Annotated in this window: 21 protein-coding genes; 6 read left to right on the top strand and 15 right to left on the bottom strand. The window is 69.1% G+C overall.

Annotation, left to right across the window (positions count from 1 at the left end; translation table 11 throughout):
* Window positions 1-171: 171 nt before the first annotated feature.
* The 4 genes from pulA to D9V36_RS31490 all read right to left on the bottom strand — a co-directional run bounded on the left by pulA (window position 172) and on the right by D9V36_RS31490 (window position 7,309).
* Entirely contained in the window at window positions 172-2,853 is a 2,682-nt protein-coding gene (gene pulA / locus D9V36_RS31505) for a pullulanase-type alpha-1,6-glucosidase (protein WP_129296754.1), read from the bottom strand.
* A 239-nt stretch (window positions 2,854-3,092) separates the two neighbouring features.
* Window positions 3,093-4,034 carry a phosphotransferase gene (locus tag D9V36_RS31500; protein ID WP_164993071.1) on the bottom strand — a complete coding sequence of 314 codons (942 nt, stop codon included), beginning with the start codon at window positions 4,032-4,034 and terminating at the stop codon, window positions 3,093-3,095.
* 5 nt (window positions 4,035-4,039) lie between these two features.
* On the bottom strand, window positions 4,040-6,700 hold the full coding sequence (locus tag D9V36_RS31495) for an ATP/GTP-binding protein (RefSeq protein WP_129296752.1): 2,661 nt from the start codon (window positions 6,698-6,700) through the stop codon (window positions 4,040-4,042).
* Between the two features lie 126 nt (window positions 6,701-6,826).
* Complete coding sequence (locus D9V36_RS31490) at window positions 6,827-7,309, bottom strand: ATP-binding protein (RefSeq protein ID WP_129296751.1); 483 nt, start codon at window positions 7,307-7,309, stop codon at window positions 6,827-6,829.
* Between the two features lie 168 nt (window positions 7,310-7,477).
* Here D9V36_RS31490 and D9V36_RS31485 point away from each other — a divergent pair, with 168 nt between their 5' ends.
* The 3 genes from D9V36_RS31485 (at window position 7,478) to D9V36_RS31475 (ending at window position 9,270) form a co-directional block, all read left to right on the top strand.
* A complete protein-coding gene (locus tag D9V36_RS31485; RefSeq protein ID WP_129298811.1) occupies window positions 7,478-8,311 on the top strand; it encodes a helix-turn-helix domain-containing protein in 834 nt (277 codons plus the stop codon).
* Complete coding sequence (locus D9V36_RS31480) at window positions 8,308-8,556, top strand: DUF397 domain-containing protein (protein WP_129296750.1); 249 nt, start codon at window positions 8,308-8,310, stop codon at window positions 8,554-8,556. Before D9V36_RS31485 ends, D9V36_RS31480 begins: the two co-directional genes overlap by 4 nt.
* A 75-nt stretch (window positions 8,557-8,631) precedes the next feature.
* The gene (locus D9V36_RS31475) at window positions 8,632-9,270 is read left to right on the top strand and encodes a DUF1266 domain-containing protein (RefSeq protein ID WP_129296749.1); all 639 of its coding nucleotides are present in this window, start codon (window positions 8,632-8,634) and stop codon (window positions 9,268-9,270) included.
* 249 nt (window positions 9,271-9,519) lie between these two features.
* Here the strand turns inward: D9V36_RS31475 and D9V36_RS31470 are convergent, their stop codons facing one another.
* Entirely contained in the window at window positions 9,520-9,981 is a 462-nt protein-coding gene (locus tag D9V36_RS31470) for a GNAT family N-acetyltransferase (protein WP_164993070.1), read from the bottom strand.
* A gap of 44 nt (window positions 9,982-10,025) precedes the next feature.
* Complete coding sequence (locus tag D9V36_RS31465) at window positions 10,026-10,631, bottom strand: hypothetical protein (RefSeq protein WP_241721124.1); 606 nt, start codon at window positions 10,629-10,631, stop codon at window positions 10,026-10,028.
* Between the two features lie 286 nt (window positions 10,632-10,917).
* Here D9V36_RS31465 and D9V36_RS31460 point away from each other — a divergent pair, with 286 nt between their 5' ends.
* Window positions 10,918-11,604 carry an ankyrin repeat domain-containing protein gene (locus D9V36_RS31460; protein WP_129296747.1) on the top strand — a complete coding sequence of 229 codons (687 nt, stop codon included), beginning with the start codon at window positions 10,918-10,920 and terminating at the stop codon, window positions 11,602-11,604.
* 98 nt (window positions 11,605-11,702) lie between these two features.
* On the opposite strand, the gene D9V36_RS31455 is transcribed toward D9V36_RS31460, so the two are convergent.
* From D9V36_RS31455 to D9V36_RS31435, 4 genes are all read right to left on the bottom strand, one after another.
* Window positions 11,703-13,244 (bottom strand): hypothetical protein, encoded by a 1,542-nt coding sequence (locus tag D9V36_RS31455; protein ID WP_129296746.1) that lies wholly within the window; start codon window positions 13,242-13,244, stop codon window positions 11,703-11,705.
* A complete protein-coding gene (locus D9V36_RS31450) occupies window positions 13,241-13,576 on the bottom strand; it encodes a helix-turn-helix domain-containing protein (RefSeq protein WP_129296745.1) in 336 nt (111 codons plus the stop codon). The genes D9V36_RS31455 and D9V36_RS31450 overlap by 4 nt, the downstream gene beginning before the upstream one ends.
* Entirely contained in the window at window positions 13,573-14,700 is a 1,128-nt protein-coding gene (locus D9V36_RS31445) for a tyrosine-type recombinase/integrase (protein WP_129296744.1), read from the bottom strand. The genes D9V36_RS31450 and D9V36_RS31445 overlap by 4 nt, the downstream gene beginning before the upstream one ends.
* A 342-nt stretch (window positions 14,701-15,042) precedes the next feature.
* Window positions 15,043-15,639: a TetR/AcrR family transcriptional regulator C-terminal domain-containing protein gene (locus D9V36_RS31435; RefSeq protein WP_129296743.1), complete on the bottom strand. Its 597-nt coding sequence runs from the start codon at window positions 15,637-15,639 to the stop codon at window positions 15,043-15,045.
* Window positions 15,640-15,713: 74 nt separating this feature from the next.
* Here D9V36_RS31435 and D9V36_RS31430 point away from each other — a divergent pair, with 74 nt between their 5' ends.
* Window positions 15,714-16,964 (top strand): FAD-dependent monooxygenase, encoded by a 1,251-nt coding sequence (locus D9V36_RS31430; protein WP_129296742.1) that lies wholly within the window; start codon window positions 15,714-15,716, stop codon window positions 16,962-16,964.
* A gap of 296 nt (window positions 16,965-17,260) precedes the next feature.
* Here the strand turns inward: D9V36_RS31430 and D9V36_RS31425 are convergent, their stop codons facing one another.
* Genes D9V36_RS31425 through D9V36_RS31415 form a run of 3 tightly spaced genes read right to left on the bottom strand, consistent with a single transcriptional unit; the run spans window position 17,261 to window position 20,752 of the window.
* Window positions 17,261-18,325 (bottom strand): LacI family DNA-binding transcriptional regulator, encoded by a 1,065-nt coding sequence (locus D9V36_RS31425; RefSeq protein ID WP_129296741.1) that lies wholly within the window; start codon window positions 18,323-18,325, stop codon window positions 17,261-17,263.
* A complete protein-coding gene (locus D9V36_RS31420) occupies window positions 18,322-19,908 on the bottom strand; it encodes a glycoside hydrolase family 13 protein (RefSeq protein ID WP_129296740.1) in 1,587 nt (528 codons plus the stop codon). Before D9V36_RS31420 ends, D9V36_RS31425 begins: the two co-directional genes overlap by 4 nt.
* Window position 19,909: 1 nt before the next feature.
* Window positions 19,910-20,752 carry a sugar ABC transporter permease gene (locus D9V36_RS31415; RefSeq protein WP_129296739.1) on the bottom strand — a complete coding sequence of 281 codons (843 nt, stop codon included), beginning with the start codon at window positions 20,750-20,752 and terminating at the stop codon, window positions 19,910-19,912.
* Between the two features lie 203 nt (window positions 20,753-20,955).
* Between D9V36_RS31415 and D9V36_RS31410 the strand changes: the two genes are divergently transcribed.
* Window positions 20,956-22,179 (top strand): RNA-guided endonuclease InsQ/TnpB family protein, encoded by a 1,224-nt coding sequence (locus D9V36_RS31410; protein ID WP_129296738.1) that lies wholly within the window; start codon window positions 20,956-20,958, stop codon window positions 22,177-22,179.
* Between the two features lie 63 nt (window positions 22,180-22,242).
* Here D9V36_RS31410 and D9V36_RS31405 read toward each other — a convergent pair whose 3' ends face one another.
* Window positions 22,243-23,121: a carbohydrate ABC transporter permease gene (locus D9V36_RS31405; protein ID WP_431357767.1), complete on the bottom strand. Its 879-nt coding sequence runs from the start codon at window positions 23,119-23,121 to the stop codon at window positions 22,243-22,245.
* A 53-nt stretch (window positions 23,122-23,174) separates the two neighbouring features.
* Complete coding sequence (locus D9V36_RS31400; protein ID WP_129296736.1) at window positions 23,175-24,452, bottom strand: extracellular solute-binding protein; 1,278 nt, start codon at window positions 24,450-24,452, stop codon at window positions 23,175-23,177.
* Window positions 24,453-24,601 lie beyond the last annotated feature (149 nt).

Raw genomic sequence — 24,601 nt, 5'->3', positions numbered from 1 at the left:
TGGGGGAGCAACGGCGAGAACCCCCACGGCGGGACGGCCGAAACACGGGGCGAGGCAAAGCGCAGCGGCAACGCCCGCCGCCAGGCGCAGGCGCAACGGCGGGCGCACCCGCGCAGCGGGGCGAAACACGACGAGCAACCCCCACGGCGGGAAAGCCAAAAACGTGGGACGTCAGCCAAGCGCAGCGGACCGGCGGAAGACCGCGACCGTGCGGGCCGGGACCGTGAAGGTGCCCGAGGACCGTGCGTACGACGCGGTGGCGGTGGTCCGGTCCGTGCCGTGGGCCTGGACGGGGTGCAGGGCGTAGCCCGAGCCGGCGAGGGCGTGGACGGTCTGGTTCTGGCGGTGCGGGGTGGCGTTGAGGATGATGACGAGGTTGCCGAGGCGCATGGTGATCACGCCGGGGGTCTCGTCCTTTCCGGAAAGGGGGAAGGACAGCGCCGACTGGACGCGGGAGGTGGTCGGCAGGCCGAAGGCCGGTTCCGTGGCGTGGATGCGCAGCAGGTCGCGGTAGGCGGCGGAGGCCTGGTGGATCGCGGCGCAGCCGGGGCGGAGTGCGGCGTCGGCCAGGAGGGGACGGGCGTAGGGCCACTTGTCCTTGTTGCCGGCGGCCGGGGGCAGTCCGCGGCCGAAGCCGTTGCCGTCGGCGCAGTTCCAGTGCAGGGCGTTGAACCAGTCGCCGCTGTCGAAGGAGTTGCGGTCCAGGGACTTGGAGCGCAGGAGGTCGGAGCCGGCCTGGGAGAGCGCCGGGCCCTGCGAGAGGGCGGCGGTGGCGAGGGCGAGCACCTGCATCCGGGAGCGGTCGGCGGCGCCGGTGTGCTGCGGGAGTTTGTAGGCCAGGGCGTCGTAGAGGGTTTCGTTGTCGTGGGCGTCGGCGTAGGCGAGCGCGTCGCCGGGGGCGGCTGCGTAGCCGGCCGGAGCGCCGTTGTAGTCGATCTGTGAGCCCTTGACGCGGTGGCCGGTGGTGTCGGTGAAGGTGTAGTCGGCGAGGTTGCCGGTGAGGCCGACCTTGATGAGATCCTGGTAGTGGAGGAGCCGGGCGCGCTGCTCGGCCGGACTCCCGTTCTCCTTGGAGGAGTTGGGGTCGGTGTAGAGGCCTGAGGCGAAGCCCTGGATGCGGGGGTCGCCGTCGAAGGGGCTGCCGCCGCGTACCGCGTCCCTGGCCCGGTCGCTGAAGGTGGCGATGCCGGTCCCGGCCATGTTCCGCTGGGTGGCCTGGACGAAGCGGGCGTCGTTCGCGGCCTCGCCGAAGTTCCAGCCTTCGCCGTAGAGGACGATCTTCTTGCCGTCGATGCCGTCCTTGTCAGGGGTCAGCGCGTCGAGGGCCTTCCTGACGGCCAGGATGTTGGCCTTGGGGTGGTGGCCCATGAGGTCGAAGCGGAAGCCGTCGACCTTGTACTCCTTGGCCCAGGTGACGACGGAGTCGACGACGAGCTTGCCCATCATGGTGTGTTCGGGGGCGGTGCCCGAGCAGCAGGTGGAGGTGGCAACGCTGCCGTCGTCCATGAGCCGCTGGTAGTAGCCGGGGACGATGCGGTCCAGTACGGAGTGCGGGTCCTGGCCGCTCGCGGCGGTGTGGTTGTAGACGACGTCCATGACGGTGCGCAGCCCCGCGCCGTTGAGGCCCTGGGCCATGCGGCGGAACTCGACGGTGCGGGCCGGGCCGCTTGGGTCGGAGGCGTAGGACCCTTCCGGGACGGTGTAGTGGAGCGGGTCGTAGCCCCAGTTGTAGGTGTCGCGGCCGGCCGTCTTGCCGACACAGTCCTGCTGGCGGTCGGAGTCGGGGGCGTACGAGGCCAGGTCGCAGCCGGGACGGGCCTGGTCGGCGGGCCGCTCGGGCATGGTGGCGAAGTCGAAGGCCGGCAGGAGGTGGACGTAGGAGGTGCCGGACCGGGCGAGGGCGGCCAGGTGCCGCATGCCGTCCGAGCGGCGGTCGGTGAAGGCGAGGTACCGGCCGGGGTGGCGGGAGGTACGGTCCTCGACGGAGAAGTCGCGGATCTGGAGTTCCTGGATGCGGGCGCGGCGCAGCGGCACCGCGGCGGGCTTCGTCAGCCGTGACCAGCCGGGCGGGGCGAGCTGTGGGTCGTCGAGGTCGGTGACCAGGCTGCGGGCCGAGTCGGCGGTCAGCGCGGTGGAATAGGGGTCGGTGACCTTGTTGGTGACGGTCTCGCCGACGGTGGGCGCCCAGACCGTGACGAGGTAGCGGTACGGCTTCCCGGCCCAGTCGCGGGTGCCGGTGGCGCGCCAGATGCCGGTGGCGTCCTCGCGTCGCATCGGGACGGTACGGCCGTCGAGTTCGAGGGCGACGGTGCGGGCGGTGGGCGCCCAGACGGCGAGGGTGGGGCGGCCGTGGTGGAAGACCGGGCCGAGCGCGGCGCGCCGGGCGCGGGCGCCGTAGAGGTCGTCCAGTACGCCGGGTATCTGGACGCCGGTGGTGGCACGCTCCCCGTCGGCCGTGCGCTGGGTGGCGAGGAGCCTGCCGCGCAGGGCGGTACGGGCGAGGTGGCGGTCGCGGGGGTCGACCGTGAAGGCCGGGTAGCCCGTCAGATGCGGATAGGCGAGGCGTTCGGACGGGCTGAGGGCGCCGGGCGTGAGCCGGATGCGCTTGCCGTGCGCCCCGAACTCCAGCTGGGAGGTGGTGTGTTCCGCACCCTTCCAGACGACGGTGTCCCGGTCGATCCACTGGGCCCGGGCCCGCTCCGGGCCGGCCGCCTGCGCAGGGTGGGGCGGGGATGAGACGAGCAGGGCCGCCGCGCCGACGGCAACGGCGAGGGCGGCGGCCAGGTTCCGGCGGGCGCGGGGGCGGGGGCGGGGGCGGCGCGCGGCGGGGAACCGGCGTGTGGTGGAAGACATGGGTCATGGTTCTATCCGCGCCGATTCCACGCTGCAAGACCTTACGCAAGACATTGCAAGGGTGTTACGTTCCCGCAGTAGCCGGTCCGGCCGCCCGGAGGCCCGCCCCGCGGGCCCACGCGCCCGGACGACCGGACCGGTGCCGCCACCTCCCCGCCAACTCCCCTACAGCCTCGCCGGGACAGCACACCTGGCCCGCTGGCCAAGCCCAGTGAAGGACTCGGGCGCAGTGCACGTCCTCACGAGGAACCGGACTGCGCGGCAGCCCCCACAGACTCCACGAACTTGATCATCTTCAGGTGGTAGGTGCTTCTGCTCGGGTCGGGGAAGCGAATGCTGTGCCGGTAGTAGCGGTGGAACGCGATGATGCACGCCGCGTGCTCGATTTCCAGGGGCAGTGCGGCTGTATCTGCCTCCGACAGGGGCGCAAGAGCCTGATAGCCCGTCACCAGAGCGTGCAGCCGTTCGGGTACCAGGACGTCATCCTCCGCTGCCAGTCCAACCGCCGCCATGCCGAGATCCAGCAGGGGATCGTCAAGCGAGACCGTTTCCCAGTCCAGCACGGACAGCGCCCCGTCGTCACGCACGATCACGTTGTCGGCGAAAAGGTCCCCGTGTGCGACCTTCCGAGTACGTTCACTGTCGGCTTCGGCGCTGCGCACCCGCCTCAGGCAAGCCGCGAGCCACTCCGCAAACTCCCGGTCGGCGAACTGCGGAATGACATCCAACTGCTCAGCCGAGAGGCGGCGCGTCCCGACGGGAAGGTCACCGAGCCCTTCCGACTCCGGTGCCAGGGAATGCAGTTGCGCAAGAATGCGCCCTGCTTCGGGCAGCAACGGAATCGGAAGCGGCTGGCGCACGTCCCCCTCAATCCACTTCTTGAGGATGATCGGGCGGCCGTCGTCGAAAGTGGTGATCAAAGCTCCGTCGAGGGCGGGAACAACTTCGGTCGTCGGCACCCCCAGCCGATACACGGCCTGCGTGTACGTCGCGAGGTTCTGGGCGCTGACGAGGTCGTGATTGTCGAGGATGGTCAGCGTGAAGTCCCCGGATGGACCGGACACGTGGAAGCTGGAGTTCGCTGCACCGCCCTTGAGCGGTTCCAGTTGTGCGTCCTGTAGTCCGTAGCGCTCGGACACAGCGGGCAGGTCGATCTGGTCCAGCTTGGTGTACGTGGCCACCCGGCTCAGTCTCCTCTGTGTGCGGCAGCCTCACGGCGCCGATCATCGACAATCGCGGCCCAGCGTGCCCGCACTCGGCTTCGCTCGTCCACCCACTCGGCGCGCGGCAGATCTGCGGGCGGATCTTCACCCGCCATCAGATACGACAGTTCGACCAGATAGGCGAACTCCTCGCCCCGCACGCACTCGTGCAGCCTTTCTCGCGCCTCGTCCAGCAGGGCCGACTCCCCCAGGACCGCGGCATGGAGACAGACCGCGAAGCGCACGTACGCGACAGATGACGTGAGTCCCGCCTCACGCGCCTCCTCGACGACTGCCTCGGCGCGGGCCGGCAGGTCGGTACTGACACCTGCATCCCGTACGAGCGATGCGATCTTCGTTTGAAGCTCCGCCCACCGGATCGACACCGCGCCCAAAGCGTCCTGCGCCCGTGTGATCTCCTCCCCGGCACGGGGGCGATCCCGGAACGCGGCGGCGAAAGCCAGGCATGCCTGTGACAGCGCGGCCTCGCCCTGCTGGCCGAGCCGCAGCGCCTCGTCCCGGTTGACCGCGTACGAGGAGCAGGCGAGCGCCATATTCCCCTGGGTCCACCAAAGGTCGCCGAGGGCCCGGTCCCTGCGACCCTCCGCTCCAAGGGCCTCGGCTGCGGCACGCACCTGAGGGAACTGCCCCACGCGGCGCGCGAGGTGTACCAGGCCACGGGCCGCAGTGGGGGCAAGCCGTCTCCCGGCGTCGACGACCTGTCTCATCCCCTCCAGCGAGGGCGCGAAGTTCCCGAGATCGCGGTCGCACTCCGCCAGGAAGTAGCGCGGCAGTTCCAAAAGGGGCTCGGGCAACCACCCGGATGCCAGCACCTCGCGCAATTGCTCAGCGGTTTCGCTCCGGTGACACCGCTGCCGCCGAGCGATCGCGGACAACGCGATGGCCAGGGCCTCCGCCGCACTTCCGATCCGGGCGTTGTGGCTCGCTTGCGCGGCTGGGGCTGGCAGTTCGATGGGCTCCCACACGAAGTCGTCGACGTAGCGGAACGCCGCGTCCTGCAGCCATCCGAGCTCCAACCCGTAGTCGCGGGCGAGCGTCAGTCCCTGCCTCAGGGCGGCGACCAGACGCCGTCGGTCTCCGTCCGCCTCACGTTCCAAGGCATCGACCAAGCGTTGCGCGGCCCGCCGCCAGTCCGCCGGGCTCCAGCGGTCCTCACTCGTCGAGTCCGCCTCCCGCATGGCATCACGTACGAGATTGTGCAGCCGGTAGGGCCAAGGGGCGCCGGGATCCAGATCCACGAAGGGGCGCTCGACCAATTCCAGGGCGGGGGCATCATGATCGAGACCGGCGCCGGCCGCGGCCAACTCGATGGAGAACGAGTCGAGCAGGCTCACCGCTCTCAGGACCTGCCGCACGCTCGGTGTGAGATCACGGAAGGTCCGTGCCACCAGCGCCGGGAAGTCCAGATTGAACTCGCTCGCCACCGGGGCTCGTCCGTTCTTGCGGTACATGTCCAAGAACCGCATCACCGCGAGGTCCAGGTAGAGCGGCAGCCCGTGCGAGTTGGCAGTGATCAGGTGTCGCGCACTGTCATCCATCAGCGGCCGGTTGCCGACGGTCAGCCGCTCGCAAAGGTACCTCTCGCAGTCCTCCGCAGAGAGGTAGCCGACAGTGTGCTGGCGTGGTTCCTCCACCGCACCGCCGACGAGCAGAGGCCAGAAGTCCGCTCCCGCCCAGTCCAGCTGCCCCTCCAGTTCGGCATCGTCCCACTGCAGACGGTTGCGGCCGGTGATGATGAAGAGGGCGTTCGGCATCAGCCACGCCACCCGCTGGATCAGCCGCTCAAGATCGCGGTGCACGCGGTCCCCGACATCCTCGAAGGTGTCCAGCAGGACGACAAGCGTTGCCCGGCGCTTGGCGGAGACCCGGCTGAGGTCCCAGGCGAGCAGGTGCGAGTAGTAGCTGAGTGCTTCCACGTCCGGTTCAGCTTCGAGCAGGTCGGCCAAACGGCGGCACTCGGCGAGCGAGCGGACCTGGTGACGCCGGTCCCGCAAGGCGCGGACAAGCGAACGAAGCCCCTTTCCGACGAGCGCGCCCGCCGTGCCGGGCAAGGACGCCGCCTCTGCGACGTCCGACAGCACCGACTGCATCTGCCCGGACAACGACCGCGATCCCGGGAACCGGCTGAACCACGTGCGGCGCCGCAGATACTCTTCAAGCGGCTCTCCGGGATGATTGCGCTCCCAGTAGCGCTGGAACGCAAGGTCGAAAGCCGGCATCGGCTCCCCCAGCTCGACCACCGCGAGCCGCAGGGCAAGCATCAAGGACTCGAAGTCACTGCCGGAATCACGCGACAAGTCGATGCGTACGGGGACCACCCGCCTCACCCGGGGGTCCAGCGGAGGCCAGTCGGCCCCACGCGCTTCGCTGTCCACCAGGTGCTCGACGACGCCACGCGACAGCGTGGACTTGCCGATACCGCCGACCCCGTAGAAGACGAGCACGTTGCGACGCGGGGTTTCCAGATCCTCGACATCGAACGCGGCCTCGTGCACCCGTCGGGTATGGCGTACGAGGCTCTCCACCACCGTGGCCCACTCGTCACGTCGGTCGGCGAAGTAGTCAACGGCTTTCAGCTCACGATCATTCGACCGGAATAACGCGCGAAGATCCGACCTGGACACCTGGGCAACCTCCGACTGGCTGACTGGAAACAGCCAGCCCAGCAGTCGCTTGACGGTCCGTCAAGCACGGGTCACCCTTCGGACGGAGGCAGGACAGACCCAGGGTCCATACACAGCCGGGCGGCGCTACAGATCCAGTTCGGCGCGGACCACCTTGCCCACCGGGACCCGGTCGACGACCTCCCAGCGGTCAGCGAGCGCCGCCACCAGTGGGAGGCCTCGACCCGTTTCGCAGTCCGGGGGCGGGAGCGTGAGCGCGTCGGGGGACGGCGGGCGTTTCTCCGTGCGGGTGTCGGCGACTTCGATGCGCAGGGTGGCGGGGCGTGCGGCGGCGGCGCCGGGGTGAGGGCAGGACAGGGTCGCGAGGCGGAGCTCGAAGTCGCGGCCGGGGACCCGGCCGTGCGTCACGGCGTTCGCGGCGAGTTCGGCGACGACCGCGGCGGCCGTATCGGACAGCTCGCTGTCGTAGGGGAAGCCCCACTGATCGAGCCGGTGCACGGCGAGGCGACGGGCAAGACGGGCACCGAGGCGGGTCGCACTGAAGCGCATGGTGAACACACGTACGGTAACCGGGGCTTGGGTGGCCCGGAAGGCTGACTGGGCTGGCATGCGCCCTACGGTGACGCCCCCATGGCAGCCATGGCCAGGGTTTCCGCCCCTACGGAGCTCGTACGCAGCGTCAGCGTACGAGTGCAAAGGGTAGACAGCGACGATAACGGACCGTAACCATGGACGTGTTGTGCGTGGGGCACGACAGACGCAGGGGAGGTGGCCGGTATGGCCGGCAAAACGGGCAACAGCGAGCCCGAAACCACCGACAGCCTCAGGGCCTTCGGGGCCGTGGTCAAGGCGTTCCGGAAGCGAGCGAAACTGACGCAGGAGGGACTGGCGCGGCGGGTGGGATTCTCAGCCGGGACCATCGCCTCGATCGAGCAGGGGCGCAGGCTCCCGCCACCGGAGTTCATCGAGCGGGCCGAGCGGGTGCTGGACGCCTTCGGGGTGCTGCGGGCGATGGCGACGCAGCTGGCCCGGCAGCCGGGATTAGCCGCGTGGTTCCGGCAGTGGGCCCGGCTGGAGGAGCAGGCGATCAGCCTGTACACGTACGAATGCCGTTTGATGCCGGGCCTGTTGCAGACCGAGGCGTACGCGCGCGAGCTGTTCGAGCACCGCATTCCGCTGCTGACCGACGAGGAGACCGAGACGAAGGTGACCGCCCGGCTGGACCGGCAGAAGCTGCTGCGGGACCGGCCGAACACGGCGTTCAGTTTTATCGTCGACGAGCATGTGTTCCTGCGTCGGACCGGCGGCGCGGACGTGGCCCGGGAGCTTCTTGACCATGTACTGGAGACCTCCCAGCGCCTTCGGAATGTTGAGCTCCAAGTCATGCCGCTGGCCAGGGGAGTTCACGCCGGGATGAACGGACCCATGCGACTTCTGGAGACGCCGAGCAATCGGTGGTACGCCTACTCCGAGGGACAGGAGAGCGGCCTCCTCATTTCTGACGCGAAGACCATCAGCACACTGCATATGCGCTATGCGAAACTGCGTTCGCAGGCCCTCACACCGGAGGATTCCCGGAGCCTGCTGACGCAGATGCGAGGAGCGCTATGAACACCACCGAACTGGCCTGGTTCAAGAGCAGCTACAGCGGCGACTCGGGCGATGACTGCGTGGAAGTCGCCCTCTCCTGGTACAAGTCCAGCTACAGCAGCGGCGATGGCGACAGCTGCGTCGAGATCGCCGCCTGCCCCACCACCGTCCACATCCGCGACTCCAAGGACAAGGCCGGCCCGCAGCTCGCCGTGCCCGCCCCGGCCTGGGCTCGGTTCGTCGCGTACGCCGCTCACGGGGCCTGACCGACTCCCCTCGTACGGCACCGTCCGCCGGGCCCTCATGGTTCCGGGGAACGGTGCCTGTGAGGATGGGTGATCATGAACCTGTGGATTCTTGCGGTCACGCTGGTGAAGATGGCCATCGGACGGCCGGCACACAAGCGCTATCCCGCCGCGTTGACCAGCCATCAAAAGTGGATCGTCTCACTCGACGCGATCCTTGCGGAGCGCAGTTGGGGCCATCGCCATCTGGCGCTCTATCCGTTGAAGCGGATCAACCCCATGCAATGCCGTGTGAGCCTGAAGACCAGCTGGGGCGTCACCTCGCCCGAGAGTTTCCACTCGACCCTGCAGTGGCTGGCCACCGAGGGCCACCGGATGCAGATGGCCTCGGCGCTCGGGCGCCCGCCGGTGGCGTGGGACTTCGGCCGCTACGTCTGCATCGTCCGCGCGGGGTTCGCCGCCGGGTACGTCGACGAGCCGGGTGCCTGGCAGCTGCTGGGCGGTGCCGTGGCACCCGTGGCCCAGACCTACCGGTCCTGGCAGCAGTTCGCAGAGGACTTCGTGGCCGGACGGGAGCTGTGGATGCGCTCGGCGGGCCGCGAATGGGCCGGATCGCAGGAGGACACCGTCAGCGCGATGCGGAGCCTGCTGGACCCCACGAACCGTGAAAGCCCCTGGCAGCAGGTGCCGTGGGAGACCATCTACCAGGTCGACCAGCAGATCGGCCGGCACTGACCAGCCCTCCGGCTCTCACGGCCCCCGGTACTGGTGAGCTCGCCTATTCAACTGTCGCCAGTTCTCCGTGGAGCCCGCCTGGATGGTGACCGTAGGTAACCTCCGGCAGGGCATTGGCGTGCGACAACTGGGGCGGCCCTCCTGGAGATGCTGACGGATGGTCGCGATGAGTCCGGGAGTGGGGATGCCGAGGTCGTTGATCAGCTCGGCGAGAGCGTGAAGCGCTGGTCCCACCCCCGCCCGGGGCTGTCATGCCGTGTGGATGGCGACCCTCAAGACCGGAAGTACCCGGCCTGGGGCGACCTCTCGTTCGCCGATGCGCTCGGCTCCCATACGCAGGTAGAACCCTTCGGCGTGAGGGTCGGATTCCAGGGTCAGGGTGTGAAAGCCCGCGCTGCGGGCCGAGGCGACGGCGTGTTCCCAGAGCGTCCTCCCCAGCCCGGTGCCGATCATCCCAGGTTCGAGGAACAGGTCTGCCAGCTCGCCGTGCGGAGGTTCGCCTGTGATCTGGTAATAGCCCGCCACCACACCGTTCCGCTCCGCGACAACGACATGCCCGTCACGAATGGTGGCGGAGCTGACCGACAGCATTTCCGCCATCCGGTCCAGCATCGCCTGTGGATAACCCCAGTGCCCCTTCGACCGCCGTGTCAGCGCCGTGAGCACTCCCGCCTCATCGGGCTCAGCAGTTCGTAAGATGATCTCGTTCATGGGGCGGAGTATCACCCGCCTTGCCCTTGTGGAGCGAGGGGATTTCACTCGGCAGACCCCGGTCGCGCCCCAGCGCCAGGACTTTGCGGGGTCCAGCCGGATGTTGACTGTGGGTGGTCTCCTGAGGCGTACCGGCTCCATGTCCCGCCGGTCTCTCTGAGGATTCGGGTGGTGGTCTTGTCGTGGTAGCCGAGAGCGTCCGCGACGACGGGGGCGGGCATCTCCAGGAGTTGTTGCCGGATGGCAGCGCCGCGGGCGGCTGCGGCCGGGACGCCTACCTTGTTGAGGAGCGCGGACAGGTGGTCGGGGCGGAACGGCTGGCCTGACCGGCGGCCGGGGAAGAGCCAGCGGGATGCCGGGTTGGTGGCTGCGTCCATGTTGTCGCGGTTCGCGATGTGCTCCAGCAGCAGGGAGTCGACCGGCGCGGGGACGGGTGAGGCCGGTTCCCCGAGCCGTAGAAGTACGGCGTCTCCGCCTCGGAGCACATCGTTGACGGTGAGCCGGACGACTCTGGTCAAGGGCTGTGCGTAGAGGAGCACGATGACGCCGGCGACGCGGAGGGGCGTCGATATCTCCGTGTCGGCCAGCAGCCGTCCCAGGGCGTCCAAACGCTCGTCCTCGCTCAGCGCGGCTCGTCGGGTGGCCTTCATCGCGGGTATGGAGAGGGAGCGTCGGCGATGCCGGGCGCCGCCACGGCCGACGGCACGCTGCTGCAGCTGCGTCGGCTCGTCGACGCCCTCACCGCCCCGCTCAATGTGGTTGGTGAGGGGTCTACTGGTGTGGAGTCAGGCACTGGTGAGGCGGCGCCCGCCGGGGCCGACAGCTGAGGGCTGAGGAAGGACCACGAGTTACCGCCCGTCGCCGAGGGCCTTGTGGTGTCTCAGGGCTTCCCTGTGCTGACTCGGCATGGGCCCGACTGGGTTCTAGCGTGTCTGCATGATCAGCATGCAATGGGACGGCCTCACCGACCGCGAGCGCTTCAACGAGCGGTACCGAGAGGAGCGGGACCGGTTCTCGGACACGGCCCGGGACGCCGACTGGAACGGCTTGTTCGAAGAGTTGGAGAGGAATCCGCACTGGGCCAATCTCCCCCGGCCCGGGAACCGCAGCGGCTTCGCCCCGCTACATCAGGCGGCCTGGCACGGCGCGGACTTCGCTGTCGTCTCCCGGCTGCTCGCGCACGGCGCCTGGCGCACGCAGCGCACCCGAGACGGGCGGCGCGCCGTGGACATCGCTCGGGAACAAGGCCGCACACACCTGCTGGAACTCCTGGAACCGGTCGTGGTGCGGCGGTTCCCCTCCCCTCCGGAGATGCTGGAGTACCACTTCCATTCGCTGCTGCGGGAGAAGACCGGCCACTGCTTCGAGGAGACCGAACACCTGCTGCCGCCGTTGGCTCCACTGATGGAGGGACCGGCCGTGGAGATCGTCTTCCCGGTGGTCGGCATGATGGGCGGCTTTACCTACCGCCTTGAGAAGGACTGTGTGAAGGTGCACGCCCACTCGCGGATGGACTCCGACGACGGGGATTACTATCGGGTGACCCCTGAGGGCTGGTCCAAGGTCGAACGCTCCCGCATCCCGCCGCCTCCCCAGCCCGCCCCGCAGCACCCCGCGTCCTGACCGGCGGACGGGCACAGATGACGCTCGCCCACCGCCGCTCGTTCCGCTGCGACAACGACCCGAACACATCCGGCCTCGGTACTGGTGAGCTCGCGTAATCAACTGTCGCCGGTTCCCCGAGGAGCCCAGCCCGCTGGTGACCTTTCGTGATCCCCTGGGGCGTATCGACTCCATGTGCCGCCGGTCTCGTTGCGGAGCCGGGTGGTGGTCTTGTGGTGGTAGCCGAGCGCGTCCGCGACCACGGGGGCGGGCATGTCGAGGAGCTGCTGGCGGATGGCGGCGCCGCGGGCAGCTGCGGCCGGGACCCCGATCTCGTTCAGCAGCGCGGACAGGTGATCGGGGCGGGCTGGCTGGCCGGCCCTGCGACCGGGGAAGAGCCAGCGGGACGCCGGGTTGGTCGCGGTGTTCATGTTGTCGCGGTGTGCGATGTGTTCCAGCAGCAGGTCAGTGACCGGCTCGGGGATCGGTGAGGGTGACTCCCCGAGCCTTAGCAGCACGGTGTCGCCGTCGCGGATGACGTCGTCGAGGGTGAGTCGGACGATGCGGCTCACGGGCTGCGCGTAGAGGAGCACGATGATTCCGGCGACTCGGAGCCGCGTCGGTGTCTCCGTGTCGGTCAGCAGTCGGCCGAGGGCGTCGAGGCGTTCGTCGTCGCTCAGTGCGGCCCGCCGGGAGACCTTCATGGCTGGGATGGAGAGGAAGCCTGGGCAGTGGCGGGTCTGCATGGCCCAGTTGAGGAAGGCTCGCAAGCAGGTGCGGCCGTGTTCGGTGTTCTCGGCCCACCATGCGTCGATGTCGAGCTGGCCGCAGGATGAGAGGTTGGTGTTCCGCTTGCCGAGCCAGTGCAGGAAGGCGGTCGCGTACTTGATCTGTTCTGCGGCGAACCGTCGGATGCTCGGTGTGATGTGGCTCCGCTCGGCGCGGGCCCGCAGTCGGGGGAGAACGCGCCAGGTTGCGTAGAGCTTGATCGTTTTGGCGTGCTCGGGGTCGGCGATGCCGGCCAGATGCCCGGGAAGCCAGCGCTGGAAGGAGCAGAGGTACTTGTCGGCCGCGGGAAGGACTCCGCACGTCATCAGGAGTTCTTCCAGGTGGGCAGCGGCCCGCCAGGGCTGGAGCTCGTGGAAGGCGTCGTGGGTCAGGGGGATCTCGCCGAGGCCGAGCCGATGCAGGAGTTGTGAGGCGTTTCCTGCCTGGCTGCGGCGCATCTCCAGCCAGGCCAACCCGCTCCTGGGCTTGTCCATTGCCACCAGCAGGTCGAACAGCGGGACCAGTGCGGGACGGATGCGGCCGGTGCCGTCGTCCAAGAGCGCGGTGAGGCGGTCGGTGAGCGTGCAACGTTCGCAGAGCCGTCCGCGCAGGAGCTTGCCCTCGAAGCCGCAGCGTGAGCAGTCGAAGGTCTGGGAGAAGCCGGCGCAGGTGGTGCAGATCGCTGCCCCATCACCGGGGCGAAGCCCGGGAAGGGCCCGGTCCTGGCCGCATCCTGGGCAGGTGCCGCGTGTCCGGACGGCGTGGTCCGAGCAGGTTCGGCAGACGTATCCGTCCGGCCAGGTGCCGGCTTTGTGCCTGCGGCGGCCGCAGCGGCAGCACTCTGCCATGTACCAGCGTTCGTACTGTTCGTCGGTGGCGTAGGTGCGGGTCATGCGTCGGGCAGGATGCGAGCGGCGCGGGGCCGCAGCTTCGCGACGTTCGCGGGCGGGGCGGGCAGGTCGCCGGTGGCGGTCTTGCGGACTCCGGCGTTCTCGGCGGTGGTGGCCACCAGGTCGGCCGGGGTGCAGGAGAGGATGTCGCAGAGCGCGGCCATGACCTGCAACGACAGGCGTTCCGGGGTGCCGGAGACCAGGCGGTGGACCTGGGAGGCGGACAGGTCGATGCCGCGCTCGCGCAGCAGTGGCACCAGCTCGGTCGCGGTGAAGATCTGGTGCTGGGCCATGACCTCGCGCAGCCGCCAGGCGTAGCCGACTTTGCGTTTCATGCGTGCCTCCCGGCCTGGGTCTCAAGGGCCGCGGCGATGGTGGAGTCCAAGTGCCGCCGCAGGGTGCGGGTGCGGAAGTCCGAGGACACGCAGGTGCAGAGCGAGGTGGTGCTGGCGTGCTCGTGACCGACCTGTTCCTGGACGAAGCGCGGGTCCCAGCCGTCCTCGATCAGGTGGGTGACGTAGGACCTGCGGAAGGAGTGGAAATCAAGTCCGTCGTCCAGGCCGAGGGCCTTGCGGTAGGCAATGAAGCGGGAGTTGAGCCGCTGGCATCCGATCCGCAGGCCCCGTTCGGAAGGCCAGGCCGCCGGGTTGTTGTCGGTGCCGAACAGCGGGCGGACCTCGGTGAACCACTCGTCCAGGACGTCCGGAGTCCAGTCGAACACGGTCAGCACCCCGCGGCGCTTGGGCGGCGAGCCCTTCTTGGCCTTGCCGAACCGGACCTGGCAGCGGCCGTACTGGCCGAACTCGCCACCATGCGGGTTGCGGCCGAAGTCGGCGGCGTCGAGCATGCGCGTCTCGTTGCGCCGCGTCCCATAGGCGTAGGCGGTCTTGAACAGGGTCGCGTCGCGGAAGGCAGGCAGCCAGCCCTTGCGGCCGAAGGCCCGGATCCGGGCAACCTCGTCGTCGCAGTGCGCGAAGAAGGCGTGCAGCTCAGCCTTGGTGAACGCTCGCTTCTTCGCGTCCGCCTCGTTGTCCTGGACGTGCACCGCGGTGTTCCACTCGTGCACCGCCTGCACCGGATGAGTGCCGAACCGTTCCTCGCAGGTCGCCGTCCACTCGTAGAGCGGATCGGTGATGAAGTGGCAGAAAGCCCGCACGGCCTCGGAGTACGAGCGGATCGTCGAGCGCTTCAGATCCCGCAGGGAGCGGAGGTCACCGAGCCACTCGTCGACCATCGCCGGCGTCCACAGCCACGGGTAGGCGTTCACGTAGGCCGCGAACGCCTTCACCGTGTTCTCCCGGCCCTCCACGGTTGTCCGGGCAAGATTTCGGGCGAGCTGCTGGTTGGCGAAGCCGGTCAGCATCGCCGCGAAGACCTGTTCCTCCGGCCGCAGCAGAGGCACCCCGTCGACCAGATGCCACCCCGCCGCCCCCGGCACCGGCCCGCTGAACCCCACCATTTCGCCACCCTCCGTAACTCGCATCAGGTGCGAGAAAACCGCATCCAATGCGAGAGGGCTGCCAATCCGCAGGCCAGCCATCCATACGAGTGACACAGCTGGCAACCACGAGGTGAGACCCGGTAGCGTCACATGCCGCTTCAGGACCACAATCACCCTGGTCACGGCAATGAATCCGGCATCCTGTCAGGTCGAATCACAGACCATCGCGAGTTCGCATCCGATGCAATTGGCGGCGCTCGGAACATCCGAACGGAAATCAGCGGTAGCTGTCCAGTTCGGCGGTGCGGAGGAAGTCGGCGACCTTGCCGGGCATGCCGAGGGTCACCGGCAACTCCAACTTCACGTTTGTCGACAGGTGGAGGCGGCCCGCATCGTGGTGCGGTGCACCAGGCCGTCCAGGATGAGGGTCAGGCCGGCCTCGAATGCCGACGCGTGGTCGATCACAGGCATGTCCGCCTGCGGATCCGAGTCGTCGCCGGAGCCGGCGTCCGCCTGTTCCTCCAGGACACTGCCGACCGTGAAACGGCCGGCGGCCAGCATCGCCATCTGCGCGTCCCGCTCAGGCACTCCCGAGGTGACCAGGAACTCCATCTTGCGGCGGATCCGGTCGAGGTCGCCCGCGGGGGTGCTGCCTGCGTGGAGGCGTGCGCCGTCCCGGCGCATCAGCAGGGTGCGCCGGAAGCTTCGCGTGTTGTCCAGGAACCAGTCGCGCCAGTCGTCGTCGGGCGTCGGCAGCGGGGCGGCCGCATGCGGTGCCATCGCCGCCTCCGCCATGGCCGCGAGAAGGTCCTTCTTGGTGCGGAAGTGCCAGTAGAGCGAGGGCTGTTCGACGCCCAGCCGCTTCGCCAGCCGTCGTGTGCTGACCGTGTCCAGCCCGACCTCGTCGAGCAGGTCGAGCGCTTCGGAGACGACGATCTCCCGGTTCACCTTGGTCACGTTGACAAATTTATCACTGATAGGGAATCTGGAGAGGAATCATTCACTGATAGATTTTCTTGGGAGTGATGGGCATGGCTCACGGATCGGGAGCGCGCCGCCTGCGGGTCCTTGTTGCCGGCGGCGGGATAGCAGGCCAGGCGCTGGCTTTCTGGCTCACGCGGGGCGGCCACAGGGTGACCGTCGCCGAACGCTTTCCGGCGCTGCGGGCCTCCGGGGCGCAGGTCGACCTCCGCGGGCAGGGCATCGAGGCCGTCGAGCGGATGGGGCTTCTGGACGCCGTCCGCGGCAAGCTGGTGGACGAGGCGGGTGTCGCCTTCATCGACGCGCGCGGCAGGGCCAAGGCGACGATCATGGCCAACACCTCCGGCCGCGGCCGGCAGAGCCTCACGTCCGAGTACGAGATCATGCGCGGTGACCTGGTACGCATCCTGCACGACGCCACCAAGGACGACACCGAGTACGTCTTCGGCGTGAGCGTGGACGGCTTCGAACAGGACGGACAGCAGGTCGTCGCGCACTTCTCCGACGGCTCCTCCGGCGAGTTCGACCTCCTGGTCGGCGCGGACGGGCAGGGATCGCGCATCCGTCGGGCGATCCTCCCCGCGGACTTCGACCCGTACTGGCGGATCGGCATCCACATGGCCTACTGGTTCGTGCCCCGCACAGCGTCCGACAGCAACATCCGGGACACCTACATGGTCCCGGGCGGTCGTCAGATCATGCGCCGCAGCCACAACCCGAACGAGACCCAGGCGTACTTCGTGATGCGGGAGGAGTCCGAGGAGGCCTCGGCGATCCACCGGGAACCCGTCGCGCGCCAGCGGGAGTTCTGGGCGAGCAGGTTCCGCGACGCGGGCTGGCAGACCGAGCGCTTCATCGATGGCATGCGGACGAGCCCCTTCTTCTACTCCCAGGAGATCGTCCAGGTCCGAACCGACACCTGGTCCAAGGGCCGCGTGGTCCTCGCCGGCGACGCCGCCCACTGTGCCTCCCCGTACAGCGGCATGGGCATCTCCGGCGGACTGGTGGGCGCCTACGTCCTGGCCGGCGAGATCAACCGGCACCCGGGCGACCTGCCGGCCGCACTGGCGAACTACGACAGCGTGCTGCGGCCCTTCGTCGACGAGATCCAGGGCGAGGTGAATCCGCGTCTCCTGCGCCTGTGCATGCCGATGACCCAGCGTGCGATCGACGCCTTCCAGGCCGCCACCGCGCTGGCCTGCTTCCTGCACCTTCCCGATCTCGCCGCGCGCTTTTCGAAGGAGGACCGCGGCGGCAGCTGGCAGCTCCCCGAGAACCCGGCGCCGGTCAGCACCGCCTGAAAGCGGCCGGACATCGGGGACCGATGGCCGTCGCGAGCAGCACGGCAAGAACGAAGGCGCTGGCCCGCCCGCAGAGGTCCCCGTGCAGACCCTGTACGCGGGCGCGAACCCCCGCTACTTCGGCCTGCGCTGCAAGGGCGCCACCTGGCTGTACGTGGTCAACGACCAGGTAATGGGTCTGGGAGGGGTGGTCGTGCCGCAGAGCCCGCTGAACAGGCAAAACGGGCACGTCACCGAACCGGAACCAAGATCGCTCCGCTACCGCCGATTTCCGTTCGGACACTCCCCGAGGGCCCTCACTGCCGCACCGCCCCCGTGGACCCCCGCACCACCAGCTCCGGCTGGAAGACGAACTCGGTGCGGCGGGGCGGTTCCCGGCGGCCCGCCGCCCGGTCGTGGATCTCCTCGATCAGGGCGCCGACCGCCGCCGTCGCCATGGCCTGGACCGGCTGGCGGACCGTGGTCAGCGGCGGGTCGGTGAAGGCGATGAGCGGGGAGTCGTCGAAGCCGACGACCGAGAGGTCTGCCGGGACGGCCAGGCCGCGCTGGCGGGCCGCGCGGACCACGCCGAGTGCCATCAGGTCGCTGCCGCAGACGATGCCGGTGCAGCCGTCGTCGAGCAGCGTGGCGGCGGCCGCATGTCCGCCCTCGACGCTGAACAGGGTGTGCCGGACGCGCCGTTCGGCCTGCCCCCTCGACAGGCCGAACGACTCGCCCAGCGCCGCCGCGAAGCCGTCGGCCTTGCGGCGGGAGGGCACATAGCGGGCCGGGCCGACGGCCAGCCCGATCCGCTCGTGCCCCAGCTCGGCCAGGTGGCGCACGGCCATCCGGGCCGCCGCGCCGTCGTCGGGTGAGACGAACGGCGCGTCGATGTGCTCGTTGTAGCCGTTGATGAGGACGTACGGGACGCCCCGGGCGGCCAGGCGGGCGTAGCGGGACGGGTCGGCGCCGGTGTCCGCGTGCAGGCCGGAGAGGAAGACGATGCCGGTGACGTCGCGCTCCTCCAGTTGCTCGACGAGTTCGTCCTCGGTGGCTCCGCCGGGCATCTGGGTGCAGAGCACCGGGGTGTAGCCGTGGCCCGCCAGTGACTGCTCGATGATCTGGGCGAAGGCCGGGAAGATCGGATTGGTCAGTTCGGGGATGACCAGGCCGACGAGTCCGGCGCTGCGCCGCCGCAGCCGGACCGGGCGCTCGTAGCCGAGGACGTCGAGCGCGGCGAGCACCCGCCGCCGGGTGCCCGCCGCGACGCCCACCTTGCCGTTCAGGACCCGGCTGACGGTCGCCTCGCTGACCTGCGCCTGGGCGGCGATGTCGGACAGTCGGGGGGTGGCATGGGCGCCGGCGGGATCGGACAGGGTCATTCCTCCCACCAGGCGGCGGTGTCGGCGGGCAGCTCGACGTCCCCCTGCGCGTCGTCCAGTAGGCGGGAGGCGAGCAGCAGCCGGCCGGGGGTGGGCAGGCGGGCGGGGGCCCCGGTCGTGTTGACCGTGCAGACCAGGCCGCCGGGGCGGCGGAAGGCCAGGACGCCGTCGGGGGCGTCCAGCCACTCGACCGCGTCGCCCGCGCCGAGGCCGGGGTGGGCGCGGCGCAGGGTCAGGGCGGTGCGGTAGAGCTCCAGGGTGGAGGCGGGGTCGCCGGTCTGGGCCGCGACGGTGAGGGGTGCCCAGTCGGCGGGCTGGGGCAGCCAGCTGCCGCCGTCGCCGAAGCCGTAGGGGGCCGCGTCGCCGCTCCACGGGAGCGGGACCCGGCAGCCGTCGCGCAGGCCGTCCTGTCCGGTGTCCCGGAAGAAGGAGGGGTCCTGGCGGACCTCGTCGGGCAGGTCGGTGACCTCGGGCAGGCCCAACTCCTCGCCCTGGTAGAGGTAGGCGGAGCCGGGCAGTGCCAGCATCAGCAGGCTCGCGGCGCGGGCGCGGGCGAGGCTGCCGCCGAGGCGGGTGGTGTGGCGGACGACGTCGTGGTTGGACAGCACCCAGGTCGTGGGGGCGCCGACCGGGCGCATGGCGTCGAGGGAGGAGTCGATCGCCTCGCGGAGGGCGGCCGCGTCCCAGTCCGCGTTCAAGTAATGGAAGTTGAAGGCCTGGTGGAGTTCGTCGGGGCGGAGGTAGAGGGCGGTGCGGTCGGCGGTGGGGGTCCAGGCCTCGGCGACCGCGATCCGTTCGCCGGCGTACTCGTCGAGGACGGTGCGCCAGGAGCGGTAGATGTCGTGGACGCTGTCCTGGTCGAAGAACGGCAGGACCTGGTTGCCCAGCAGTTTCAGCTGTTCGCCGTGGCCCATGTCGGGCAGGCCGGGGGCCTTGACCAGGCCGTGGGCCACATCGACCCGGAAGCCGTCCACGCCCAGGTCCAGCCAGAAGCGGAGGATGGAGCGGAACTCGTCCCGGACGGCGGGGTGGTCCCAGTTGAAGTCGGGCTGTTCGGGGGCGAAGAGGTGGAGGTACCACTCGCCGTCGGGCACCCGGGTCCAGGCGGGGCCGCCGAACAGGGACTCCCAGTCGTTGGGCGGCTCCTCGCCGTTCTCGCCGCGTCCCTTGCGGAAGTGGAAGCGCTCGCGCAGCACCGAACCCGGCCCCTCGGCCAGTCCGCGGCGGAACCATTCGTGCTGGTCGGAGCAGTGGTTGGGGACGAGGTCGACGATGATGCGCAGGCCCAGGGCGTGGGCGTCGGCGATGACCGCCTCGGCGTCGGCCAGGGTGCCGAACATCGGGTCGATGGTGCGGTAGTCGGCGACGTCGTAGCCGCCGTCGGCCTGCGGGGAGGCGTAGAAGGGGCTGAGCCAGACGGCGTCCACGCCCAGGTCGCGCAGGTACGGCAGCCGGCTGCGGATGCCTGGCAGGTCCCCCATGCCGTCGCCGTTGCCGTCGGCGAAGCTGCGCGGGTAGACCTGGTAGATCACCGCGTGGCGCCACCAGTCGGTGGTCGGAGTGGTGGTGTGCTGTGAAGTCATCTCAACCCTTGGTGGTGCCGGCGGTCAGTCCGGCGACGAGGTGGCGCTGGGCGAAGGCGAAGACGAGGGCGGCCGGCACGGCGATGATCACGGCGGCGGCGGTCATCGAACCCCAGTCGTTGGTGTACTGGTTGACGAAGGTCTGCAGGCCGCCGGCGAGCGTCAGGTTCTCCTCGCCGGTCATGAAGGCGGAGGCGTAGGCGACCTCGGCCCAGGCGGTGACGAAGGTGTAGAAGCCGGTGACGGCCAGGCCCGGTCTGGCGAGCGGGAGGACCAGGCGCCAGAAGGTGCCGAAGGGGTTGAGGCCGTCGACCCGTCCGGACTCGTCGATCTCCACCGGGATGGTGTCGAAGAAGCCCTTCATCATCCAGGCGCAGAAGGGGACGGCGATGGTCAGGTAGGTGATGACCAGGCCGGCCGGCTGGTTGAGCAGGCCCAGGCTCGCCAGCAGGTTGTACAGCGGCACGATCAGCACCGCGACCGGGAACATCTGGGTGATCAGCAGCAGCCACATCAGCGGGCGCATCCCGGGGAAGCGGAAACGGCTGACGGCGTAGCCGGTGGTGGCAGCGATGAAGACACCGAGGACGGTGGTCAGCCCGACGATGATCACGGAGTTCTTGAACCAGGTCAGGAACTCGGTGCCGGCCAGCACATGGGTGTAGTTGGCGAGCGTGAAGTGGGTGACGAGGCTGGTGGAGAAGGCGTCGTTGGTGGGTTTGAAGGACGTCACCAGCAGCCACAGGGGCGGGAAGACGGCCACCGCGGCGGCGACGAGCAGGCCCGCGTGCAGGGCGATGGACGCCGGCCTGCCTCGCTCATGGCGTTTGCGGGGCCTGGTCACCGGGTTCCTCCGAGGATGCCCCGGCCTTCAGGTCGGGGTGGGGGCACCTCCCGCTTGCGGGGGAGAATCGGACTCCTGCGGAGCAGGGCAGCGATAGCGGGATGGCCGTCAGGGCGATCGGGCGTCCACTTCGCGGCGGGGTGAGGCGGTCCGCAATGATCAAGAGCTCTCAACTGTCAGTCCTCCCAGGTAGGTTCGGATGTATGTCGACAGCAGCGCAGATGACGGGGGAGGCCGGGCCTGCCCGGTACACCTTCCGTGTGCGTTTGTCGGCCACGGCGCGGCGTCAGCTTGAAGCCGAGTGGGATCGGTGCCGCTGGATCTGGAACGAATGCGTCGCGAAGTCCAAGGACGTGCACCATGACAACAAGGCCAAGGGCGAGAAGCTGACGTGTGGTCCGGCCCAGCTCGACAAGATGCTGACCGGGGCCCGCAAAGCGACGTCGTGGCTTCGTGAGGGGGCGAGCGTCCCGCAGCAGCAAGTGGTACGCGACTTCGCGAAGTCGCGGGCGAAGGCTTTGAAGGACATCAAAGACCGGTTGCCGATGCACCGCCGGGCCGGAATGCCCCGCTTCAAGCGCAAGCGCGACGCCCGCCCGAGCTTGAACTACACCCGGCGCGGTTTCCGTCTGAAAGACGGCCGCCTGCACCTGGCCCGGAACATCGTGCTGCGGGTGGTGTGGTCGCGGCGTCTTCCGGCTGAGCCTTCGAGCGTGCGCGTGCACCAAGACAGCCTTGGGCACTGGTACGCCTCCTTTGTGGCCCCGGCTGCCGTGGAGCCGCTGGCCGTGACCGGGCGTGTGCTCGGGGTGGACTGGGGTGTGAAGGAGACCGCCACCACCACCGAGGACGCCTACGACTTGCCCCATGCCGAGCACGGGCGCAACGCCGCGCAAAGGCTCGCCCGCTATCAGCGGATGATGGCCCGGAGACGCCGCCCTAAGGGGCAGCCCGCATCTGGGGGTTACCGGGCCGCTCAGGCGCAGGCCGCGAAGCTCAACAAGAAGGTCGCCCGGCAGCGGCAGGATGCCGGCCGCAAGTGGGCGAAGTCCGTGATGCGCGACCACGATGCCGTTGCCGTGGAGGACTTCCGGCCGAAGTTCCTGGCGAAAACCACCATGGCCCGCAAGGCGGCGGATGCCGCCATCGGCGCTACGAAGAGGGCCCTGGTCGAGATGGGCCACAAGCACGCGCGAGACATCCGTCTCGTGCATCCCGCGCACACCACGATGGACTGTGCGCAGTGCGGAGCGAGAGTCAAGCACGCACTACCTCTTTCTGAGAGAACGTATGCCTGCACCGCGTGCGGAGCCGTATCCCCCAGGGACAAGAACTCCGCGCACGTGATGCTGGTCCGGGCAGGTCTGGTCCCGGACGGTGCTGAGGGCGTAAGACCGCCTGGGCCGCTGGTCCAGACGGCAGCCTGAGCCGTAAATCCCCGCTCAGCCCTGGAGGGTGAGGAATCCCCTCCCTTCAGGGAAGGGGAGCAGTCAACACACCTCTCCCTGCTTGCGCAGCGCCCGGCGGTAGACCACCGCGACGACCGAGAGCAGGAGCAGGATCAGGACGCCCCAGGCCGCGGACTCGGAGAAGTTGCGGGGGCTGTCGAGGAAGGAGAGCCGGTAGGCGTAGGTCACCAGGATCTCGGTGGCGTCGCCGGGGCCGCCCCGGGTCAGCAGGAAGATCACCGGGAACATGTTGAAGGTCCAGATGGTGGAGAGCAGGATCACCGTGCTGCTGACGGCGCGCAGGCCGGGGACGGTGATGTTGCGGAATCGCTGCCAGGGGCCCGCGCCGTCCATCTCGGCGGCCTCGTAGAGCTCGCCGGGGATGGACTGCAGTCCGCCGAGCAGGGCGACGAGCATGAAGGGCACGCCCAGCCAGACGTTGACGGCGATGACCGAGAGCTTGGCCCAGGTCGGGTCGTTGAGCCACGGGACCGCGTCGATGCCGCCGCCGGCCAGCAGCTTGTTGAGGATGCCGTTCTTCTCGTTGTAGAGCATCCGCCAGGTGAAGACCGAGATGAAGGCGGGGATGGCCCAGGGCAGGATCAGCGCGAGCCGGTAGAAGGTGCGGCCGCGCAGCGTGCGGTTGAGCATGTTCGCCAGGGCGAGGCCGATCAGGAAGGTCAGCGAGACGCAGCCGACGGTCCACAGGACGGTCCAGCCGAGGCGGTCCCAGAAGACGCCGTCGGCCAGCACCGCCTTGTAGTTGTCCAGGCCGGTGAACTGGTAGGTGGCGGGGAGGTGGTTGACGCCGATGTTCCGCTCGACGTTGGCCTCGTTGGCGTCGGTGAGCGAGAGGAAGACGCCGCGCACCAGCGGATAGCCGATGATCACCCCGATGACGAGTACCACCGGGGCGACCATCGTCCATGCGTACCAGTGGGTGCCCAGCGCCCGGCGCACCCGTACAGCGAAGGTCACTTGTAGTCCTTGAGCAGCTTCCGGTAGGCGTCGCCGGCCGCCTTGGCGGCCTGCTCGGGCGAGGAGGCGCCGGTGAGCACCTTGTTCATCTGCACCTTGATCGGCTCGAAGAGCGAGTTGCCCTCGGCGATCCAGGGGCGCTGGACGGCGCCGTCGACGGCGGGCTTGAAGAACCGGACCATCTCGTTGTCCTTGACGGCCGGCACCTCGTACACGGACTTGCGGGTGGGCAGCAGGCTCAGCTTCTCGTTGGTCTGCTGCTGGACCTTCGCCGAACTCATGTACTTGACGAAGGCGTAGGAGGCCTGGAGGTTCTTGCTGCCGGCGTAGACGGAGAGGTTCCAGCCGCCCTGCGGGGAGCCCTGGGCGGTGCTGCCGGCAGGCACGGGGGCGACGCCGAGGTTCTTCTTGTCCTTGAAGGCCTTGCCGGCGCGGGCGCCCTCGATGTCCCAGGGGCCGTCGACGGCCATCGCGACGGTGCCGTCCTTGAGGGCCTTGAGTTGATTCTCCTGGCCGTCGGTGGCGTCGGTGACGGCGGCCTCGGAGTCGACCAGGCTCTTGATGGTCTTGAAGGCCTTGACGGCGGCGCCGTCGTCGATCTCCACGACCTTGTCGCGGGCATTCACCAGGTCGCCGCCCTCGCCGTAGAGGTAGGGCAGGAACCAGTAGGGGTCGTCGCCGCGCAGGTAGAGGGCGGTGGCGCCGGTCTTGGACTTGATCTTCTTGGCGGCGGTGGCGAGTTCGTCGAAGGTCTTGGGCACCCCGACGCCGGCGTCCTTGAGGAGCTTCTTGTTGTAGAAGAGGCCGAGGGTGTCGATGACCTGAGGTGCGGCATAGGTCTTGCCCTTGAACTTGGTGGAGCCGACGGCCTGCGGGAGGTAGTCGTCGGTCTTGTCGAGGGCGGGGGTGCCGTCGAGGGGCGCGAGGTAGCCGAGGCCCGCGAAGTCGGCGGTCCAGGCGACCTCGGTGCGCATCACGTCGGGGGCGCCGGAGTTGCCGCCGGCCGCGTTCTTGAACTTGGCGTTGGCGTCGCCGAACGGCACGTTCACATACTTGACGCGGACCTTCGGGTGCTCCTTCTGGAAACCTTCGGCAAGCTTGCGGTACGTCGCCTTCTCGGCGTCGTTGGAGGTGTCCCAGAAGGTAACGGTTCCGGACAGTTCGCCCCCGCTGTCGCCGCCGCTGCCGCCGTCACCTCCGCCGCACGCCGTCGCCGCCAGTGCCAGGCCCGCTACCAGCGCGGTGGCCGTTGCGCCCCGTATGCCACGCCGCATGTGAACTCCTTAGGGAAAAGCCTCAGATGGCGGTCAGGAACGTAACAGCGCGGAAAACAAACCGAAAGACCTTGCGGCAATTTTCTGCAAGACTGCGGGAACGAAGTGCAACGAGATGGCTGGAAGGGGACCCTCCAGGCGCTCTGGGC

It is taken from the genome of Streptomyces lydicus (assembly GCF_004125265.1).
GTDB lineage: Bacteria > Actinomycetota > Actinomycetes > Streptomycetales > Streptomycetaceae > Streptomyces > Streptomyces lydicus_C.
This window is presented reverse-complemented; position numbering and strand designations above follow the sequence as displayed.

What these genes read in the sequence shown, in the direction of transcription:
- pulA (WP_129296754.1), bottom strand. Translation starts at nt 2,853, where the DNA reads ATGTCTTCCACCACACGCCGGTTCCCCGCCGCGCGCCGCCCCCGCCCC.
- D9V36_RS31490 (WP_129296751.1), bottom strand. Translation starts at nt 7,309, where the DNA reads ATGCCAGCCCAGTCAGCCTTCCGGGCCACCCAAGCCCCGGTTACCGTA.
- D9V36_RS31485 (WP_129298811.1), top strand. Translation starts at nt 7,478, where the DNA reads ATGGCCGGCAAAACGGGCAACAGCGAGCCCGAAACCACCGACAGCCTC.
- D9V36_RS31480 (WP_129296750.1), top strand. Translation starts at nt 8,308, where the DNA reads ATGAACACCACCGAACTGGCCTGGTTCAAGAGCAGCTACAGCGGCGAC.
- D9V36_RS31475 (WP_129296749.1), top strand. Translation starts at nt 8,632, where the DNA reads ATGAACCTGTGGATTCTTGCGGTCACGCTGGTGAAGATGGCCATCGGA.
- D9V36_RS31470 (WP_164993070.1), bottom strand. Translation starts at nt 9,981, where the DNA reads ATGAACGAGATCATCTTACGAACTGCTGAGCCCGATGAGGCGGGAGTG.
- D9V36_RS31465 (WP_241721124.1), bottom strand. Translation starts at nt 10,631, where the DNA reads ATGAAGGCCACCCGACGAGCCGCGCTGAGCGAGGACGAGCGTTTGGAC.
- D9V36_RS31460 (WP_129296747.1), top strand. Translation starts at nt 10,918, where the DNA reads ATGATCAGCATGCAATGGGACGGCCTCACCGACCGCGAGCGCTTCAAC.
- D9V36_RS31455 (WP_129296746.1), bottom strand. Translation starts at nt 13,244, where the DNA reads ATGACCCGCACCTACGCCACCGACGAACAGTACGAACGCTGGTACATG.
- D9V36_RS31450 (WP_129296745.1), bottom strand. Translation starts at nt 13,576, where the DNA reads ATGAAACGCAAAGTCGGCTACGCCTGGCGGCTGCGCGAGGTCATGGCC.
- D9V36_RS31445 (WP_129296744.1), bottom strand. Translation starts at nt 14,700, where the DNA reads ATGGTGGGGTTCAGCGGGCCGGTGCCGGGGGCGGCGGGGTGGCATCTG.
- D9V36_RS31430 (WP_129296742.1), top strand. Translation starts at nt 15,714, where the DNA reads ATGGCTCACGGATCGGGAGCGCGCCGCCTGCGGGTCCTTGTTGCCGGC.
- D9V36_RS31425 (WP_129296741.1), bottom strand. Translation starts at nt 18,325, where the DNA reads ATGACCCTGTCCGATCCCGCCGGCGCCCATGCCACCCCCCGACTGTCC.
- D9V36_RS31420 (WP_129296740.1), bottom strand. Translation starts at nt 19,908, where the DNA reads ATGACTTCACAGCACACCACCACTCCGACCACCGACTGGTGGCGCCAC.
- D9V36_RS31410 (WP_129296738.1), top strand. Translation starts at nt 20,956, where the DNA reads ATGTCGACAGCAGCGCAGATGACGGGGGAGGCCGGGCCTGCCCGGTAC.
- D9V36_RS31405 (WP_431357767.1), bottom strand. Translation starts at nt 23,121, where the DNA reads ATGGTCGCCCCGGTGGTACTCGTCATCGGGGTGATCATCGGCTATCCG.
- D9V36_RS31400 (WP_129296736.1), bottom strand. Translation starts at nt 24,452, where the DNA reads ATGCGGCGTGGCATACGGGGCGCAACGGCCACCGCGCTGGTAGCGGGC.